Origin of the sequence: Streptomyces sp. NBC_01750 (assembly GCF_035918095.1) — a bacterium.
Taxonomy (GTDB): Bacteria; Actinomycetota; Actinomycetes; order Streptomycetales; family Streptomycetaceae; genus Streptomyces.
This window is the reverse complement of record NZ_CP109137.1, coordinates 4116868-4132345: the sequence shown is the minus strand read 5'-3', so window position 1 is coordinate 4132345 and position 15478 is coordinate 4116868. Positions and strand designations below refer to the sequence as shown.

Genomic DNA, 15478 nt, shown 5'->3' with positions numbered 1-15478 from the left:
TCGAACGGGTGGGGTGACAATGGCTTCATGGACGACGCGAACCCACTCGAGCAGGCACTGCACGCGGCACGGGCGCTGGTCCTCGCCGACCTGGCCGCGCGGGATGTGGCCGACGCCGGGGTCGTCTCGCTGGTCGAGGACGCGGTGACGCACCGCCGTTGGTGGGTCGAACAGTGGCCGGAGGGCGTCGAGTACATCGCGGGCCTGGTGGCTCAGGACGTCCAGGACGCGCTGCTCGAACGGTGCGGCAGATGGCCGCTCTGCCCGGTCTGCGACGCCGGCGACCCGCACGCGCTGGACGTCGAACCGGAGCTCGGCCCGGATCCGCACTGGGTCTGCGCCAAGGCGGGCGTCGTGGTGGCGCCGGTCGGTGGCCTCTCGTGACGGTGTACATCGACCCGCCGACCTGGCCGGGTCACGGCCGGCTGTGGTCGCACTTGGTCAGCGACGCGTCGTACGAGGAACTGCACGCGTTCGCGGCATCGGTCGGCTGCCCGCCGCGGGCCTTCGAGCGGGACCACTACGACGTGCCGTCGCACCGGTATGCCGATGCGGTGCGGGCGGGCGCGTTGGAGGTGTCCAGCCGCGAGGTGGTCGTGCTGCTGACGAAGGCGGGGCTGCGCAGACGCAAGGGTGCCCGGCCCCGGCAGGACTGATGACCGGCCGGGCATCCCCGGCCACCGTGCACTCCCGGCCATCGTGCGCCTGCGCCGCGCGGGTCAGGGCGCCAGCAGCTTGAGCTCTGTCGCCAGGTTGTGCCGCGCACGCGACTCCCACTCCCGCTCCCCGTACGGCGTGCGGAACAGTCGCGGCAGGCCGAGCAGCTGGCGCAGCACCGCCGCGCGGCCCTCGCGGAAGGGCTCGTCCGGGACAAAGGCGTACTCCTCCCGCACCGCCGCGCTGTACGCGGCGTACGGCTCCGGACCCGACGCCAGGATGGCCAGATCCGCGTCGCACAGGACCTGGCCGTTGGCGTCGGACTCCTCGGCGGCGTGGGTGACGGTGAGGCGGACCAGGCGGGCGACCTCGGCGGTGGCGGCGGGGGTCAACCCGGCCTCGGGTAGGGCGCGTTCCGCCAGGCGGGCGGAGCGTTCCTCGTTTTCGGAGCGGTCCGGGAGGTAGACCGCGTCGTGGAACCAGGCCGCGAGGCGGACCAGGTCCGGATCCGCGGCGTGCTCCTCCAGTACGTCGATATGGTTCAGCACCGCCGTCAGGTGATCGACCGTGTGGTAGCGGCGCTGCGGCTCCGACCAGCGGGTGAGCAGGTCGTCGGCGTACGGCAGCGGGTCCGGTGCGCTCGCGCCGTGGCGGGCGGCGATGAGGGTCTTGGTCCAGCGTGCGCGCAGGTCCACGGGGCTGTCGGTCATGGGGCGACTCTAGAACGCCCCGATCCGCTGCGGCGCGCCCGCCCCGACGAGGATTTCGCCCTCCTTGCCCGCTGTCCCGGCCGGACCGCGGGGACGGCACCGTCGCTCCTGGATCGAACGACGAGGAGCTGGTCTTCTCCGGCTGAAGTGGTGGTGAGGGGCGATAATGGAGGAAAGGGTATGCGTGCCATTCCGGTCCGCGGAGGCAGACACCATGAGCGCCTTGACGTTCGCCCAGAACAGCCCGGTTTCCGACATCGCGGTCGCTGAGCAGCTGAGGGGAGCCGCTCCCTTCATCTTCGGAATCTTCCTCATCGCGCTCCTGGCGGGCGCCATGTGGTGGGACGGCAGACGACGGGAGCAGCAGGTCCCGCCGCGCCCCGAGGAGCAGCCGAAGCGGCCCGATCACCCGGCGCACATCGAAGAGGTCCGCGAGCCGGACGAGGACGACTTTCCGCATGACGGCGGGCGGCTCCTCCCGTACAACCTGAAGACCCACAGCACGCACAGCCCGAGCAGTAAGCCCGAGGCCGCGCCTCCGCCCGGCGAGGACAGCGGCGGGGCGCCCGGAAGCGGCGGCCCGGGCGGAAGCGGCGGGGCGCCCGGAAGCGGCGGCCCGGGCGGAAGCGGCGGGGCGCCCGGAAGCGGCGGCCCGGGCGGAAGCGGCGGCGCGCCCGGAAGCGGCGGCGCGCCCGGAAGCGGCGGCGCGCCCGGAAGCGGCGGCCCGGGCGGCTGAGCCCTGAAGTACCTCCTGGCGGGTATCCGGTCCGGGGCCCTGTCTGTCCCCGGTCCGTGAGCGACGTACGTGGTGATCGTGTGCGAAAGCCCCGCGCGGAAGCCCGGTACGGCTGCGTTCGTCATACATGCGCATTAGGCTGCGTATTGGACTAGACCTGTATGGGCCGTAGCCGTCTGCCTGGAGGAATGGGGTTCCATGAGTAACCGTGCAGTTCTGGAGGTGATCGCTCTCGACGCCGAGGACGCGGTCGCCGCCCAGTCCGGAGGGGCCGACAGGCTCGAGCTCGTCACCGACATGGCGGCGGACGGGCTGACCCCGACCCGGGAGACATACGCCCGGATCCGCGAGGCTGTCGACATCCCGCTGCGCGTGATGCTGCGCCTCGCCGACGGGTTCGCGGCGGGTGACGTCGACGCGCTGGTACGTGCCGCACGGGAGCTGCGCGTCGAGGGCGCCGGCGAATTCGTGCTCGGGTTCCTGGAGGAGGACGGCACGCCCGACCTCGTCACGGTCGAGCGGCTCGTCGCCGAACTGGACGGCTGCCGGTGGACGTTCCACCGGGCGATCGACCGGTCGGCGGACCGCGACGCCCTGCGCAAGCAGCTCGCGGACCTGCCCGGCCTGGACACGTACTTGACGGCGGGGTCGGCTGCCGGAGTCGACGAAGGCCTGCCGATCCTGCTGGCGGAGGCGGCGCGGCGCGGGGAGCCGGCGTACGAACCGCAGATCCTGGTCGGCGGTGGACTGCGCCTGGACCATGTGCCGGTGCTGCGGTCGGCGGGCGTGGACGCGTTCCATATCGGCGGCGCCGCCCGGCCGGGCGGCTGGTCGGCCCCGGTGGCTGCGCCGGCGGTGCGGGAGTGGCGGGAGGCGCTGGACGCTTAGAGCGGGGCTCCCACCCGCTCCTCGAACGCCGGACGGGCGCCGAATATCACCCCGTCCGGCGGTCGAGGGCACGCCCGACGGGCGTCCGGGGGCGCGCCGGACAAGGCCGGGGCGGCCTCGCCCTAGCTGCCGAGCTGCGCGGGCAGCGGGGCGGCGTGCAGCACGGTCAGGCCCGACACGGCCCGGGTCAGGGCCACATACAGCCGGCGCAGGCCGGTCCGCTCGTCGGGCTCGCCGTCGACGACCGCGGCGGGCTCGTCCAGCACCACGTAGTCGTACTCCAGACCCTTGGCGAGCGACGCCGGGACCAGGGTGAGGCGGGACTCGGCGGTCGTCCCGTCGCCGGGTGACAGATACGCGTGGCCGGCCGCCGTCAGGGCCTCGGCCAGCGCCGGGATCCGGGCATCCGCGGCGATCAGGCCGATCGAGCCCTCCTGGCGCAGCGACTCGGTACAGGCCCTCACCACCGCCGCGTCCAGGCCGGCGACGTCCGTCACCTTCCGTACCTCCAGCGAGCCCGGCGACTCACGGACCGACCGGACCTCCGCCAGGCCCGGCGAGATGTGCGGCAGCAGCCGGGAGGCGTACGCGATCACCTCGCGCGGCACCCGGAAACCGGCTGTCAACTCCTCCACCACCGCGTCCGTCTTGCCCAGATGCCCGAGCGCGTCGGCCCAACTCGCCGTCGCCCAGGGAGTGGTGCCCTGGGCCAGATCGCCGAGCACCGTCGCCGAGCCCGTCGTGCAGCGCCGGCCCACCGCGCGGTACTGCATCGGGGACAGATCCTGCGCCTCGTCCAGCACGACATGGCCGAGCGAGTGCGTGCGCTGCACCAGATCGTTCGCCTCGTCGATCAGTACGGCATCCGCGGAAGACCATGCGGCGGCCCGCACGCTGCGCGCCGGCTTCGCCCACAGCACCGTCTTCTGCTCGTCGGCAGTCAGCAGCCCCTCCGCGTGCTCCGCCAGGAACTCCGCGTCGGACAGCAGCCGCAGCACCAGCTTCGCCGGGTCGACCGGCGGCCACGCCGCCTTCACCGCCGCCTTCACCGCGGGATTGCGCGCCACCGCGTCCTGTACCCGGTCGTCCGGGGCCTCGCCCGCCTGCTCCATACGGACCAGGACCGCATGCGCGAGCCGCTGCGGAAGAGCCTCGCGCGCCGCGCCGTAGCGGATGTCGCGATCGAGCAACTCCCCCACGATCTCCGCGAGTTCGTACGCGGGCACCCGCCACCGCCGCGAGCCGCGCACCACCATCAGCGGCTCGGCCGGCATGGTCACATGTGCGCGGACCGCCCGGCGCAGCACCTGAGCCATCCGGGCATCGCCCTTGATGACCGCCGCGTCCGCCGTATCCGCGCCGCGTACCTCCACATGGGCCACCAGGTCGTCGACCGTCGACTGTCTGACCTCCAACTCTCCCAGCGCGGGCAGCACTTGCTCGATGTAGTGGAGGAAGGAACGGTTCGGTCCGATGACCAGCGTCCCGGTCCGCGCCAGCCGCTCCCGGTGCGCGTACAGCAGATACGCCACCCGGTGCAGGCCCACCGCCGTCTTTCCGGTGCCGGGACCGCCCTGGACACACACCGTGCCGCCGAGCCCGGACCGTACGATCTCGTCCTGCTCCGGCTGGATCGTGGCGACGATGTCCCGCATCGGGCCGACGCGCGGGCGCTCGATCTCGGCCTGGAGCAGCTTGCTCGTCCCCTGCCCCCCGGCCGAGCCGGAAAACATCTCAGTGGCCGGGTCGGACAGATGCTCGTCCTCGTACGCCGTGAGGTCGCCGCCCGTGTAGCCGAAGCGCCGCCGCAGGCCGACGTCCAGCGGGTCCTTCATCGACGCCCGGTAGAACGGCTGTGAGACGGGCGCGCGCCAGTCGATGACCATCGGATCGCCGTCCGCGTCGTGGACATGGCGGCGGCCGATGTAGAAGCGCTCTCCCGCCGCGCCCTCCGCCTGTTCCGCGCCGACCGTATGCAGATAGTCCAGCCGGCCGAAGAAGAGCGGCGTGTGGGAGAAGTCGGCGAGCGCTTTGATGCGCTCCTCGATCTGCGCCTCCAGGACGGCGGCGTTGACCCAGTTCGCGGTGACATCGCGGATGTCGAGTGCCTGGACGTCCTCGCGCATCGCGCGCAGCGCGGCACGCGAATCGGCGAGATGGGCGCGTTCGCGCCCGAGCGGGTCGGCGGAGCTGGGGTCGGCGGGTTCAGGGACGTGCGCGGGCACGGGTTGCCTCCGGCGGCTACGGCGTGGATCAGGATCACGGCATGGATCCCGGCACGGGTCACGGCAGGGATCACGGCATGGCGGACCGGCCGGTTTCCGTCCGGGCGGCGGCGCTCCCCAGGGGAGGCGGGCAAGACGGGCGATTGTAGTCAGAGCGCGGATCGCGGGCGAATGGTTTTTCACGGGGAAGGAGCCGCCGCCGTCCTCCCCGTAGGAGATGACGTATGCCTGGAGTCGTACGCGAGCGGTCTCACGGTTCAGTCCGTGGTCCGATGCGAGGAGCGGGCCCGGAAACCATCATGGAGACATGAGTACTGCAACCTTTACCCCAGGCCACGTCCCCCACCCCGGTCGCGGCGCCACGGCCACCGGCGCCGCACCCCACTCCCCGCACCATGTCGGCAACGCGCTCCGCGCGGTCAAGGTCTTCGCCGGCGCCGTCTTCAGCGTCGCCGTCCTCGGTGAGTACGCCGAGGAGGCCGGAGTCCGCCCGCCGCTGAGGAGCTCCGACCGACCTGATCCACCTGTCCGGCCTGCTCAATCTGCTTGACCTGCCCGGCCCGCTCGGCCTGCTTCAGCTGATCCACTAGTAGGGTCGCGGCCGTGAAGTACCGGAACGTGACCCCTCGTTTACTCACCGCAGTATCCGTCGTCGCCCTCGCGCTCTCGCTCGCCGCGCTCATCGCGCTCTGCATCGCCCAGCGCATCCCCGTGGCCGACACCCTCGTGTACCGGGTCGAGGGGGCAGCCGTCGCCAACGGCGCCGATCCTTACGGATTCACCGTCACGGAGTGGCCACTGCCCGCCACCTCTCCGCCCTTCGCCGCGATCCTCTTCGTACCGACCACATGGCTGCCCGTCCCGGCGCTCAAAGTGGTCTTCGTCGCCGGGAACGCGATTCTGCTCGCCCTGCTTGTGCGCCTCTCCTGCCGATTCGCCGGGCTCCCGGCGCGCACCCCGCTGGTCATTTCCGCGATCGCCGCAGGCCTCTGGCTCGAACCGGTCTTCCAGACCCTCCTCGTCGGGCAGCTGAACCTCGCACTCGTCTGCCTGGTGCTGTGGGACCTGTCGCGGGACAAGGAAGCCATCGGCAAGGGCTTCGCGCTCGGCGTCGCGGCCGGAGTGAAGCCGACGGCCGCCGTGTTCATCGTCCATCTCCTGATCACCGGCCGGGTACGGGCCGGGCTCACCGCCCTGGCCTCCTTCACCGGCACGGTGCTGCTGGGCGCACTCGTACTCCCGCACGCCAGCGCCGAATTCTGGACCCGGCGCATCTTCCGGACCGGCCGGGCCGGCCACGCCTGGACGGTCGAGAACCAGTCGCTGCAAGGCCTGTTCGCCCGGGTGCTGCACACCTCGGAGCCGGGCACGGCCTGGGCGCTCGCCGTCGCGCTCACCGCCGTCGCAGGCCTGTGGACCGCACGCAGAGCCGCTGCGGAGTGGGGCGTCCTGGTCACCGCAACGACCGCGCTGCTCGTCTCGCCGGTCAGCCCGTCGCATCACTGGGTGTGGTGTGTACCGCTGCTGGCGGTACTGATCGCGGAGGGCCGGACCCGTACCGCGGCGGTGGTGGCCGCGGTCCTCGTGGTCCGCACGCTCCGGCTGGTCCCGCACCGCGACAGCCTGGACCTCCAACTGCCGTGGTGGCAGCAGCCGTTGGCGTCGCCCTATCCGCTCCTTGGGCTGGCTCTGCTGGCCTTCGCGGGCTGGCGGACCGCGCCCGCCCTCACACTCCCCGGGCCCCGCGGTGAGTACCCGCGCACGGACGATCTGAGTACGTCACCGGAGGTGCCGGCCGGACGCCCGGAGGTTCACTGTCGTCCATGACGAACCGCACCGGGACGACCCCCGGCCTCTGGCTCCCCGGCGCTCTGCCGCCGGCGCGCGACCCGCGCACACACGACGGCAAGGCCGTCGTGGTGCGGATCGTCGCGGGCGTCCTCCTCGTCCCACTGCTGATGATCGACATGTTCTTCGTCGGGCTCTCGCCGATGGCCACCGACAGCTGTGGCCCCGACAACTGCTCGGACGCGCTCAACCAGTCGCTCATCGCCGCACCCGTCTTCTGGCTCGCCGCTGTGGTCATGCTGCTGGTGACATGGGGACTGCCCGCCCGCCGCCGCTTCCGGGCGGCGCGCGGCTGGCTGGCGTTGGCCTCCGGAGTCAGCGGGCTTGCGACGATCGCCATCCTCGCGAACCTCCCGACCGGCTAGTCGTTCGCCAGCAGCTCGTCCGCGTCCACGATCCGGTACGCGTACCCCTGCTCCGCCAGGAACCGCTGCCGGTGCGCCGCGAAGTCCTGGTCGATCGTGTCCCGCGCCACCACCGAGTAGAAGTGGGCCTGGTGGCCGTCCGCCTTCGGGCGGAGTACCCGGCCGAGACGCTGGGCCTCCTCCTGCCGGGAGCCGAAGGTGCCCGACACCTGGATGGCGACGGTCGCCTCCGGCAGGTCGATCGAGAAGTTCGCGACCTTGGAGACGACCAGCACGGAGATCTCGCCCTGCCGGAACGCCTCGAAGAGCTTCTCGCGCTGGGCGTTGGACGTCTCGCCCTTGATGACCGGTGCGTCCAGATGCTCGCCCAGCTCGTCGAGCTGGTCGATGTACTGGCCGATGACAAGGATCTGCTGGCCCGCGAACTTCCGTACCAGCGCCTCGGTCACCTTGCGCTTGGTCTCGGTCGTCGCGCAGTAGCGGTACTTCTCCTCCGTCTCGGCGGTCGCGTACGCGAGCCGCTCGGCGTCGGTGAGATTGACCCTTACCTCCACACAGTCCGCAGGCGCGATGTAGCCCTGCGCCTCGATCTCCTTCCAGGGCGCGTCGAAACGCTTCGGCCCGATGAGCGAGAAGACGTCCGACTCGCGGCCGTCCTCGCGTACGAGCGTCGCCGTCAGCCCGAGCCGACGCCTGGCCTGCAGATCCGCCGTGAACTTGAAGACCGGCGCGGGCAGCAGATGCACCTCGTCGTAGATGACCAGGCCCCAGTCGCGGGAGTCGAAGAGCTCCAGATGGGGATAGATCCCCTTCCGCCTCGTCGTCAGCACCTGGTACGTGGCGATCGTGACCGGGCGGATCTCCTTGCGCGTACCGCTGTACTCGCCGATCTCGTCCTCGGTCAGCGAGGTGCGCTTCACCAGTTCGTGCTTCCACTGCCGAGCCGAGACGGTGTTCGTCACCAGGATCAGCGTCGTCGCCTTCGCCTGCGCCATCGCACCGGCTCCGACCAGAGTCTTTCCGGCGCCGCAGGGCAGCACGACGACACCCGAGCCGCCGTGCCAGAAGCCCTCGACGGCCTGCTTCTGGTACGGGCGCAGCCCCCAGCCCGTCTCGTCCAGATCGATACTGTGCGCCTCGCCGTCGACGTAACCGGCGAGGTCCTCGGCAGGCCAGCCCAGCTTCAGCAGCGTCTGTTTGATCTGGCCGCGCTCGGAGGGGTGGACGGCGACCGTTTCCGGGTCGATCCGGGCCCCGACCAGCGGCTGGACCTTCCTGGACCGCAGGATCTCTTCGAGCACCGGGCGGTCGGTGGTGGTCAGCACGAGTCCGTGGACGGGGTGCTTGGAGAGGGTGAGCCGGCCGTAGCGGGCCATCGTCTCGGCGACATCGACGAGGAGGGCGTGCGGGACGGGGTAGCGGGAGTACGCCACGAGAGCGTCGACGACCTGCTCGGCGTCGTGCCCGGCGGCGCGGGCGTTCCACAGGCCGAGCGGGGTGACCCGGTAGGTGTGGATGTGCTCGGGGGCACGCTCCAGTTCCGCGAAGGGCGCGATGGCGCGCCGACAGGCGTCCGCCTGCTCGTGGTCCACCTCGAGGAGGAGGGTTTTGTCGCTCTGGACGATGAGGGGTCCGTTCACACCTGCGCCTTTCGGTACGGCCAAACCTCCAGTGTGCCGTACGGAGGACCCGGACCGGAGGGGATGAGTGCGCGCATGTGCCGGTGGAGCTCTGCGGAGCGGTTGGGCGATGGCACGCGGTGGCCCTGCAGATGGGCCATGTGTCGTCGTAGCACTGCTGCGTGACCGCGGTGTCCGGGGGCATCCGGGGAGACATGACTGCAGAAACGGAAGACGCGGTGGGCGGCACAGCCCTGGCACGTGCCTCATGGGGCAGAACCGTCCTACGTGTGCTGATCATGGTGGTGGGGTTCGTCGCGCTCGTCGCCTTCTCCGCCGTCCTGGCCAAACTGACCCTCACGCCCTCGCCGGCGTCGGCGGATGTGGCGGGCTCCAACCTCCGGCCGGGGCACTCGCTCCGGCAGTACGCCGAGGACTACACCTTTCTCGCCGCGTGCAAGCAGGTCGGCGGCAATCTGGTGCTCGGAGCGCCGTTCGGGCTGATCCTGCCGGTGCTCGTGCCGCGCAGACTCCGGATGATCCGGGTCGTCGTGCTGGCCGCTCTGGTGATGATCCTCGTGGAGATGGCGCAGGGGGCGATCGTCGAGGGACGCGCCTTCGACGTGGACGACGTCATCCTGAACACCAGTGGCGCGCTGATCGCGTATGTCCTGCTGGGGCGAAGGATCGGACATCGCTTCCACACCCTTGCCGAGCCGGGCCGCCGGACGCTGGAGCGGCGGGAGCGCGCGGAGCTGGAGCGGGAGGAGCGGGAGCGGGAGAAGCGCAGGCGCGAGCGCAAGGCACGCCGGGCGCGGGGCGGTACGCGCCCATGGGCGAGATGGACGGCATCGCGGACGAAGCTCGCGGACCGGTTCAGGCGGGGTCGTCCGCGAGTTCCGCGACGCCGGTGATGCGGTGCAGCGGGTACGTACGGACCTCGTCCGCGGTGTGGTCGTACGCCGTCACAAAGCCGCCCTCGACGCGCACCGGCGCGATGACGCGCTGGCTGGCCGCGCCGTCCGCGTTGACGTAACCGATCCACAGGGCGGAGCCGGTCATCGCCGCGGCCTGCACGGTGGCGAGCGTCTCGGCGGAGGTCGTACGGGGGAGCTCGCCGTTCCTGGCCGGTTCCGGGACGGGCTTGCGTACGACGGTGGCCGCGAGGTCGCCCGCCCTGATCGCCTTCACCGCGGTGCCGAGCAGAGTGCCGTGGGGCAGGGGCGGTCCGTCCGGGACCGGGACGGGCGGGGTACGGGGCGGGGTGCGGCGGGCATGGGCGCGGGTGATCAGCACATCGCCCTCCGCGGACTCGGCGGCCGGCGCGTAGCCCATGGCGCGCAGCCCGTCGAGGAGTGTCGCGGGATCGGCCTGCGCCGCCAGCACGGTGGGAGCGAGCCGGCGCAGCCGCAGGCCCTGGGACCGCTTGTCGGCGAGGATCTCGCCGAGCAGCGCGTCGTCGTCGCAGCGTACGTAGGCGGAGGCGGAGCCGACCCGCAGATGGCCGTGCCGGCGGGCGACATCGTCGATGAGGTAGCTGAGCGGCTGCGGCACCGGGGTGCGGGAGTGGGTGGCGAGGAAGGTGTGCAGATCGGAGGCGGACCGTCCGGCGTCGAGTGCGCGGCGTACGGAGCCGGGCGTGAAGCGGTAGACCGTCGCGCCGCCCTTGGACTCGATGTCGGCGAGCACGGAGAGGGTCTCGGCGAGCGGCCGGTCGAGGGGCCCGGGGGCGACGGCCGTGAGGTCGGCCTGCAGGAGGACGTGATCGAGCGGTGCGGGGAGGAGCGGCGCGAGGGCGCGGGCGGCGGCGTGCACGTCGGGCTCGCCGGTGAAGCCGGGTGTGGCCGTGCCGTGAGCGCCGGCTCCGCCGGACGCGCTTTCGGCCGGGGAGGCGGGCCAGGCGGGCGAGGCCGGCGACGCGGGCGACACGACGTCGTACGGGGCGTTGTAGGGGGCTTGGCGGACGGACCCGGCGCCTGACGTGCCGCCTGTCCCCGTATCCGCCTCAGCGCTGGGTCCGACGCCCGCCGCGGCCGTTCCCGCGGGCGGCGAGGCCCCGGTCTGCCCGGCGCCGGTCTCCGCCTCGGCTCCGGCCGGTGCCCGGGCGCCGGCACCCGACCCCGCCGGGCCCGTGCCGCCCAGCAGGACCCGGCCGTGCGTCGACAGCGCCCCGCGTCCCGTGACGCCCAGCACCTCGGCCTCCATCAGCGTCCACGCCGCGATCCGCGAGCGCAGGTCGGTCGGGCCGCCGCTCACCGCGTTCCGGGCCGCGTTCGCATCCTGGCCCGCCGCGCCGCCGCCCCGCAGCGGGCGTTCCCAGCGCAGCCGGGCCAGCAGCGTCTCCGGGTCGGGTGCCGTGCCCTCCGGGAGTGCGGCCAGGAGATCGAGGACCCGGCGGCGGACCTCCAGTGCCGCCGAGCGGTCCAGATCCGGGCCGAGGGCGGAGAGCGTACGGCCCTTGGCGTCCTGGCCGCCGACCAGGCCCGGTGTGCGGGTCGCGGTGAGCCAGGCCGTGGCGAGGAGCGACCACCGTTCCGCCGACGGGAGGGTCAGCCACTCGTCGTACGCGGGCGTCGGCGCGTACCGCTCGTCCGCCTCGCCGTCGGACGCCAACAGCCCTGCCGCGTATGAGAGTTCGAGCCAGAACGCGGCCATCTGCTCGGTGGTGTCCAGCGCGGTGGCCGTGCGCTTGAGGTCACGTACCGACAGACCGCCGGACCTGAGCACCGCAGGACCGCCCTCGTGCCAGTCCTTCAGCAGGTCCTCGACCGTCGAGAGCGCGGTGTACGCCTGGCCCGCCGCCGCACTGTCCACAACCTGTGGACGGCCCGCGGTGATCGACGCGGTCGCGGCCGGCGCGACCGGCGGCGGCACCGGCTCCGGAGAGCGATGCGCGCGGCCGGCCCGCAGATGCAGAGCGGCCTCGCGCGGCAGCACGACCGTGCGCGGGGACGCGGGCAGCAGCAGCCCACGGTCGCGCAGCCACCGCACCGGCGGAGTGGGGTTGGCCGTCACCTCTCCGTACGGAGGGCCCCAGACCAGCCGGTCGAGGACGGTCAGCGCATCGGGCGGTGCGGTGTCCAGCAGCGCCTCCATCCGCGTTCGGTCCGTGAACAGCGAGGTCAGCGCGGCGACCGCGGAGACCGGGTCGTGCGACGACGGCAGCCCGGCGGCCGCCAGGATCTCCTGCAGCCGGGTCGGCGACATCCCGGCGGTGGCCTCGGCGACGGTCGGCCCCAGGCCGGTCGGCGAGGGACGGGTGGGAGACGGCGTGAGGAGCTCGCGCGCGGTGCGCACCAGCCGCAGCCGGTCGTCGCCGCCCCAGATCAGCGCCTGCGTGCGCAGCACGGCGACCGCGTGCGGCAGAGCCGCCTCGATCGCCGCGTCGCCCTCGTAGCCGGTCAGCAGCGCGCGCAGGGTGTCGTACGGCGCGGGGTCGGGGGCCACGGCCAGCGCCTCGGCGGTCTGCAGCGTGAACCGGTCGAGACGTTCCAGGGCGCGTACGACGGAGGCGCGGGTGCCGGCCCGGGTGGCGAGCTGCCCCAGGTCGTTCGGCACGGGGTTCAGCAGATCGGGGCGGGCGCGCAGCAGTGCGGCGAGCTCCTCGTCGCCGCGGCTGCGCAGGGCTTCGGCGAGCGTGCGCGGACTGCTCGGACTGCTTCCTTCGGGCATGGTCCCCATCCGCCCCACGGTAGTGCCTGGAGCGCTACCGTCGGGGACGGGGCGGGCCCGGGAAGACAGGGCGGCCCGGCAGGGAACGTCAGGGGAACGCCGGTGGGGATCGAGAGCGACCAGCTCGTCTACGACTATCTGAGCCGGGTCGGCGACCTGGCGCAGCGGTACCAGCTGCCGTCCGGCACCCGGATGCGGCTGGTGTCCACGCTGCGCAGCGAGATCGACCGGCAGCGGGCCGGGTTCGGCAGCGACAGCCCGGCTGCCGTACGCCGTATCCTCGGCCGGCTCGGTTCGCCGGACGAGGTGGTCGCGGCCGCGTCGGAGGACGGCGGCGGTTCGGTGCCGAAGCCGCAGCCGGCCGTGCCGCAGGCCGCCGTACCGGAGCAGCGCGTACGCCGCAAGATCCCGAGACCGCGCAAGTCGCCGCCGGCACCGGGACCGGCACCGGGACCCGGGGCTGTGGACGCCCCGCGGATGACGCCCGGCGCTTCGCCGCCCCATCTCGCAGGGATGGACGAGCTCGGCCCGTCCGGCAGCGAGCCCGACTGGTGGCGGATCGAGCCGGGGCCGTTCGGCGCGGGGGAGAGCGTCGCCGGGTTCGTCGGCGGTGTGGAAATTCCCGAAATACTCAAACCCCCGCCGTCCAAGGAGGAGTTGGCGCGTCGCGCGGAGGAACCCGAGGCCGGGGCCAGGGAGGTCGGGGAGGCCGGGGAGGACAGGTACGAGGAGGAGTACGAGGACGACGGCGCGGTGGAGGCGGTGGCCGAACCGCGCCGGTGGCTCCGGCGCCTCGGCCGCCGTACCGCGGATGCCGGTCCGCGGTCCGTACGGACGGGCCTCGCCAACCCCTTCCTGCTGCTCGCCGCCGCGCTCCTCGTCGCCGGCGCCGTCCTCGGTTCCTGGCTCGCGCTCGGCGGCGGCTGGCTCCTCGCGTACGCCTCGCGCAGGCTGTCCCGCGCCGAGGCGAAATGGGCGGTGGCCGGCCTGCCGGGAGCGGTCGCGGTGGGCGGGCTGGTCTGGCTGTGGGGCCGGGTGAACGGCCGCTGGGGCGAACCGATCCCGAAGGACGGGATGCGCGACGCGCTCACCGGGACCTGGCCGTGGGTGGTGAAGGGGGCGGCCGTCGCCTCCGCCCTCTACCTGGTGTGGCGGGCGCGCAGGAGGTAACTCAGAACGACGAAGCGCTTGGGCGCGTCGGGGCCCCTGGACGGGGCCATGCCCTCTTCACCGTGTGCGTTCCGCTCCAGGACGAGCCGGTCCCGGGGTTGGTGAGGCCGCCGGGTCCAGGCATCGGACCTGCTCGGCCGGATGGGCACAATGGCCCCTATGGCTACGCATCCGCTGACGGTCGGCTTCGACCTCGACATGACGCTGATCGACTCCCGGCCCGGTATCCATGCCGCCTACCGCGCGCTCTCGGCCGAGACCGGGGTGTGGATCGACGCCGACCTGGCCGTCACCCGGCTCGGGCCGCCCCTCGAACTGGAGCTGGCCCACTGGTACCCACAGGCGCGGATCCAGGAGATGGGCGACCGCTATCGCGAGATCTATCCCACCTACGCGATCGAGCCGACGCTCGCCCTGCCCGGCGCCCGCGAGGCCGTCGCCGCCGTCCAGGAGCTCGGCGGCCGCGCCATAGTCGTCACCGCCAAGCACGAGCCGAACGCCAGACTCCACCTGGCCCACCTGGGCATCGACCCGGACGAGGCCATCGGCTGGCTGTGGGCTGAGGCCAAGGCGGAGGCGCTGCGTGAGCACGGCGCCACCGTGTACGTCGGCGACCACACCGGAGACGTACGCGGCGCGCACTCGGCCGAGGCGCTCTCGGTCGCCGTGCCGACCGGCCCGTGCGACGCGGCGGAACTGCGCGAAGCCGGCGCGGACGTGATCCTGGACGACCTGACGGAGTTCCCGGACTGGCTGCGCGGCTACAGCCGGGACCAGGGCGTGTTCTAGAGCGCGGATCCGGCCTGCCGGCGCTGCGCGGCGATCGAGCGCAGCACACCCGCCGCGGCGATCAGGAACCCCACACCCATCAGCATGCAGACCGCGTACGCGATCGGGGGAAAGGGCTCGGTGCCCAGGAACAGCGGGGCCACGGTGACCAGAGTGGCCACAGCGCCGACGATGAAAACGATCGCGCCGACGCGCACCAGCCCGTCACCGGGTGCGGGAGGAGTAGCAGTCATCCGGCCAGGGTAGTTCCTTGCGCGGAGGAACCGTCCGGCGACGTCTTGTCACCAGCCCCTGGACCATTAGCCTTGGGGGTGGCGGGTCAGACGACCCGCTGTAGTGCTATCCAGAGCCGTTTTTCGGCACCCGGGTTCAGGTGCCGCCAGCGCCCCAACGAGTACGAGGACGAGGACAGACGTGCCTACCGGCAAGGTCAAGTGGTTCAACAGCGAGAAGGGCTTCGGCTTTCTCTCCCGCGACGACGGCGGCGACGTCTTCGTTCACTCGTCGGTGCTCCCCACGGGGGTCGACGCGCTCAAGCCCGGCCAGCGCGTCGAGTTCGGCGTCGTGGCAGGACAACGTGGTGACCAGGCGCTTTCCGTGACGGTTCTCGACCCGACCCCGTCCGTGGCAGCGGCTCAGCGTCGCAAGCCCGACGAGCTGGCGTCCATCGTGCAGGACCTGACGACCCTGCTGGAGAACATCACGCCGATGCTGGAGCGCGGCCGGTACCCCGACAAGGTGCACGGCAAGAAGATCGCGGGCCTGCTGCGGGCGGTGGCGGACCAGCTGGACGTCTAGA

16 protein-coding genes are annotated in these 15478 nt (G+C 72.5%); 11 read left to right on the top strand and 5 right to left on the bottom strand.

Going from position 1 to position 15478, the window contains the following annotated elements:
- Window positions 1-27: 27 nt before the first annotated feature.
- A complete protein-coding gene (locus OG966_RS18405) occupies window positions 28-384 on the top strand; it encodes a hypothetical protein (RefSeq protein WP_326650781.1) in 357 nt (118 codons plus the stop codon).
- The gene (locus OG966_RS18400; protein WP_326650780.1) at window positions 381-656 is read left to right on the top strand and encodes a DUF4031 domain-containing protein; all 276 of its coding nucleotides are present in this window, start codon (window positions 381-383) and stop codon (window positions 654-656) included. The genes OG966_RS18405 and OG966_RS18400 overlap by 4 nt, the downstream gene beginning before the upstream one ends.
- A 63-nt stretch (window positions 657-719) precedes the next feature.
- Here OG966_RS18400 and OG966_RS18395 read toward each other — a convergent pair whose 3' ends face one another.
- The gene (locus tag OG966_RS18395) at window positions 720-1367 is read right to left on the bottom strand and encodes an HD domain-containing protein (RefSeq protein ID WP_326650779.1); all 648 of its coding nucleotides are present in this window, start codon (window positions 1365-1367) and stop codon (window positions 720-722) included.
- A 214-nt stretch (window positions 1368-1581) separates the two neighbouring features.
- On the opposite strand from OG966_RS18395, the gene OG966_RS18390 reads away from it, so the two are divergent.
- Window positions 1582-2103, top strand: a complete 522-nt coding sequence (locus OG966_RS18390) for a DUF6479 family protein (protein ID WP_326650778.1) — start codon at window positions 1582-1584, stop codon at window positions 2101-2103.
- 198 nt (window positions 2104-2301) lie between these two features.
- Entirely contained in the window at window positions 2302-2991 is a 690-nt protein-coding gene (locus OG966_RS18385; RefSeq protein ID WP_326650777.1) for a copper homeostasis protein CutC, read from the top strand.
- Between the two features lie 122 nt (window positions 2992-3113).
- Here the strand turns inward: OG966_RS18385 and OG966_RS18380 are convergent, their stop codons facing one another.
- A complete protein-coding gene (locus OG966_RS18380; RefSeq protein ID WP_326650776.1) occupies window positions 3114-5216 on the bottom strand; it encodes a HelD family protein in 2103 nt (700 codons plus the stop codon).
- A gap of 307 nt (window positions 5217-5523) precedes the next feature.
- Here OG966_RS18380 and OG966_RS18375 point away from each other — a divergent pair, with 307 nt between their 5' ends.
- Genes OG966_RS18375 through OG966_RS18365 form a run of 3 tightly spaced genes read left to right on the top strand, consistent with a single transcriptional unit; the run spans window position 5524 to window position 7429 of the window.
- The gene (locus OG966_RS18375; RefSeq protein WP_326650775.1) at window positions 5524-5766 is read left to right on the top strand and encodes a hypothetical protein; all 243 of its coding nucleotides are present in this window, start codon (window positions 5524-5526) and stop codon (window positions 5764-5766) included.
- Between the two features lie 53 nt (window positions 5767-5819).
- Window positions 5820-7043 (top strand): glycosyltransferase 87 family protein, encoded by a 1224-nt coding sequence (locus tag OG966_RS18370; RefSeq protein WP_326650773.1) that lies wholly within the window; start codon window positions 5820-5822, stop codon window positions 7041-7043.
- The gene (locus OG966_RS18365) at window positions 7040-7429 is read left to right on the top strand and encodes a hypothetical protein (RefSeq protein ID WP_326650772.1); all 390 of its coding nucleotides are present in this window, start codon (window positions 7040-7042) and stop codon (window positions 7427-7429) included. Before OG966_RS18370 ends, OG966_RS18365 begins: the two co-directional genes overlap by 4 nt.
- Here OG966_RS18365 and OG966_RS18360 read toward each other — a convergent pair.
- Window positions 7426-9069 carry a DNA repair helicase XPB gene (locus OG966_RS18360; RefSeq protein WP_326650771.1) on the bottom strand — a complete coding sequence of 548 codons (1644 nt, stop codon included), beginning with the start codon at window positions 9067-9069 and terminating at the stop codon, window positions 7426-7428. The two genes, OG966_RS18365 and OG966_RS18360, sit on opposite strands and share 4 nt — an antisense overlap.
- A gap of 278 nt (window positions 9070-9347) precedes the next feature.
- On the opposite strand from OG966_RS18360, the gene OG966_RS18355 reads away from it, so the two are divergent.
- The gene (locus OG966_RS18355) at window positions 9348-9962 is read left to right on the top strand and encodes a VanZ family protein (protein WP_326655272.1); all 615 of its coding nucleotides are present in this window, start codon (window positions 9348-9350) and stop codon (window positions 9960-9962) included.
- Here OG966_RS18355 and OG966_RS18350 read toward each other — a convergent pair.
- A complete protein-coding gene (locus OG966_RS18350) occupies window positions 9925-12729 on the bottom strand; it encodes a helicase C-terminal domain-containing protein (protein ID WP_326650770.1) in 2805 nt (934 codons plus the stop codon). The two genes, OG966_RS18355 and OG966_RS18350, sit on opposite strands and share 38 nt — an antisense overlap.
- Window positions 12730-12822: 93 nt before the next feature.
- On the opposite strand from OG966_RS18350, the gene OG966_RS18345 reads away from it, so the two are divergent.
- Together OG966_RS18345 and OG966_RS18340 are read left to right on the top strand one after the other, a co-directional pair.
- Complete coding sequence (locus tag OG966_RS18345; protein WP_326650769.1) at window positions 12823-13890, top strand: hypothetical protein; 1068 nt, start codon at window positions 12823-12825, stop codon at window positions 13888-13890.
- 150 nt (window positions 13891-14040) lie between these two features.
- Window positions 14041-14679 (top strand): HAD family hydrolase, encoded by a 639-nt coding sequence (locus OG966_RS18340; RefSeq protein ID WP_326650768.1) that lies wholly within the window; start codon window positions 14041-14043, stop codon window positions 14677-14679.
- Here the strand turns inward: OG966_RS18340 and OG966_RS18335 are convergent.
- A complete protein-coding gene (locus OG966_RS18335; protein WP_326650767.1) occupies window positions 14676-14912 on the bottom strand; it encodes a hypothetical protein in 237 nt (78 codons plus the stop codon). The genes OG966_RS18340 and OG966_RS18335 overlap by 4 nt on opposite strands.
- 181 nt (window positions 14913-15093) lie before the next feature.
- On the opposite strand from OG966_RS18335, the gene OG966_RS18330 reads away from it, so the two are divergent.
- Complete coding sequence (locus tag OG966_RS18330; protein ID WP_326650766.1) at window positions 15094-15477, top strand: cold-shock protein; 384 nt, start codon at window positions 15094-15096, stop codon at window positions 15475-15477.
- Window position 15478: the final 1 nt, after the last annotated feature.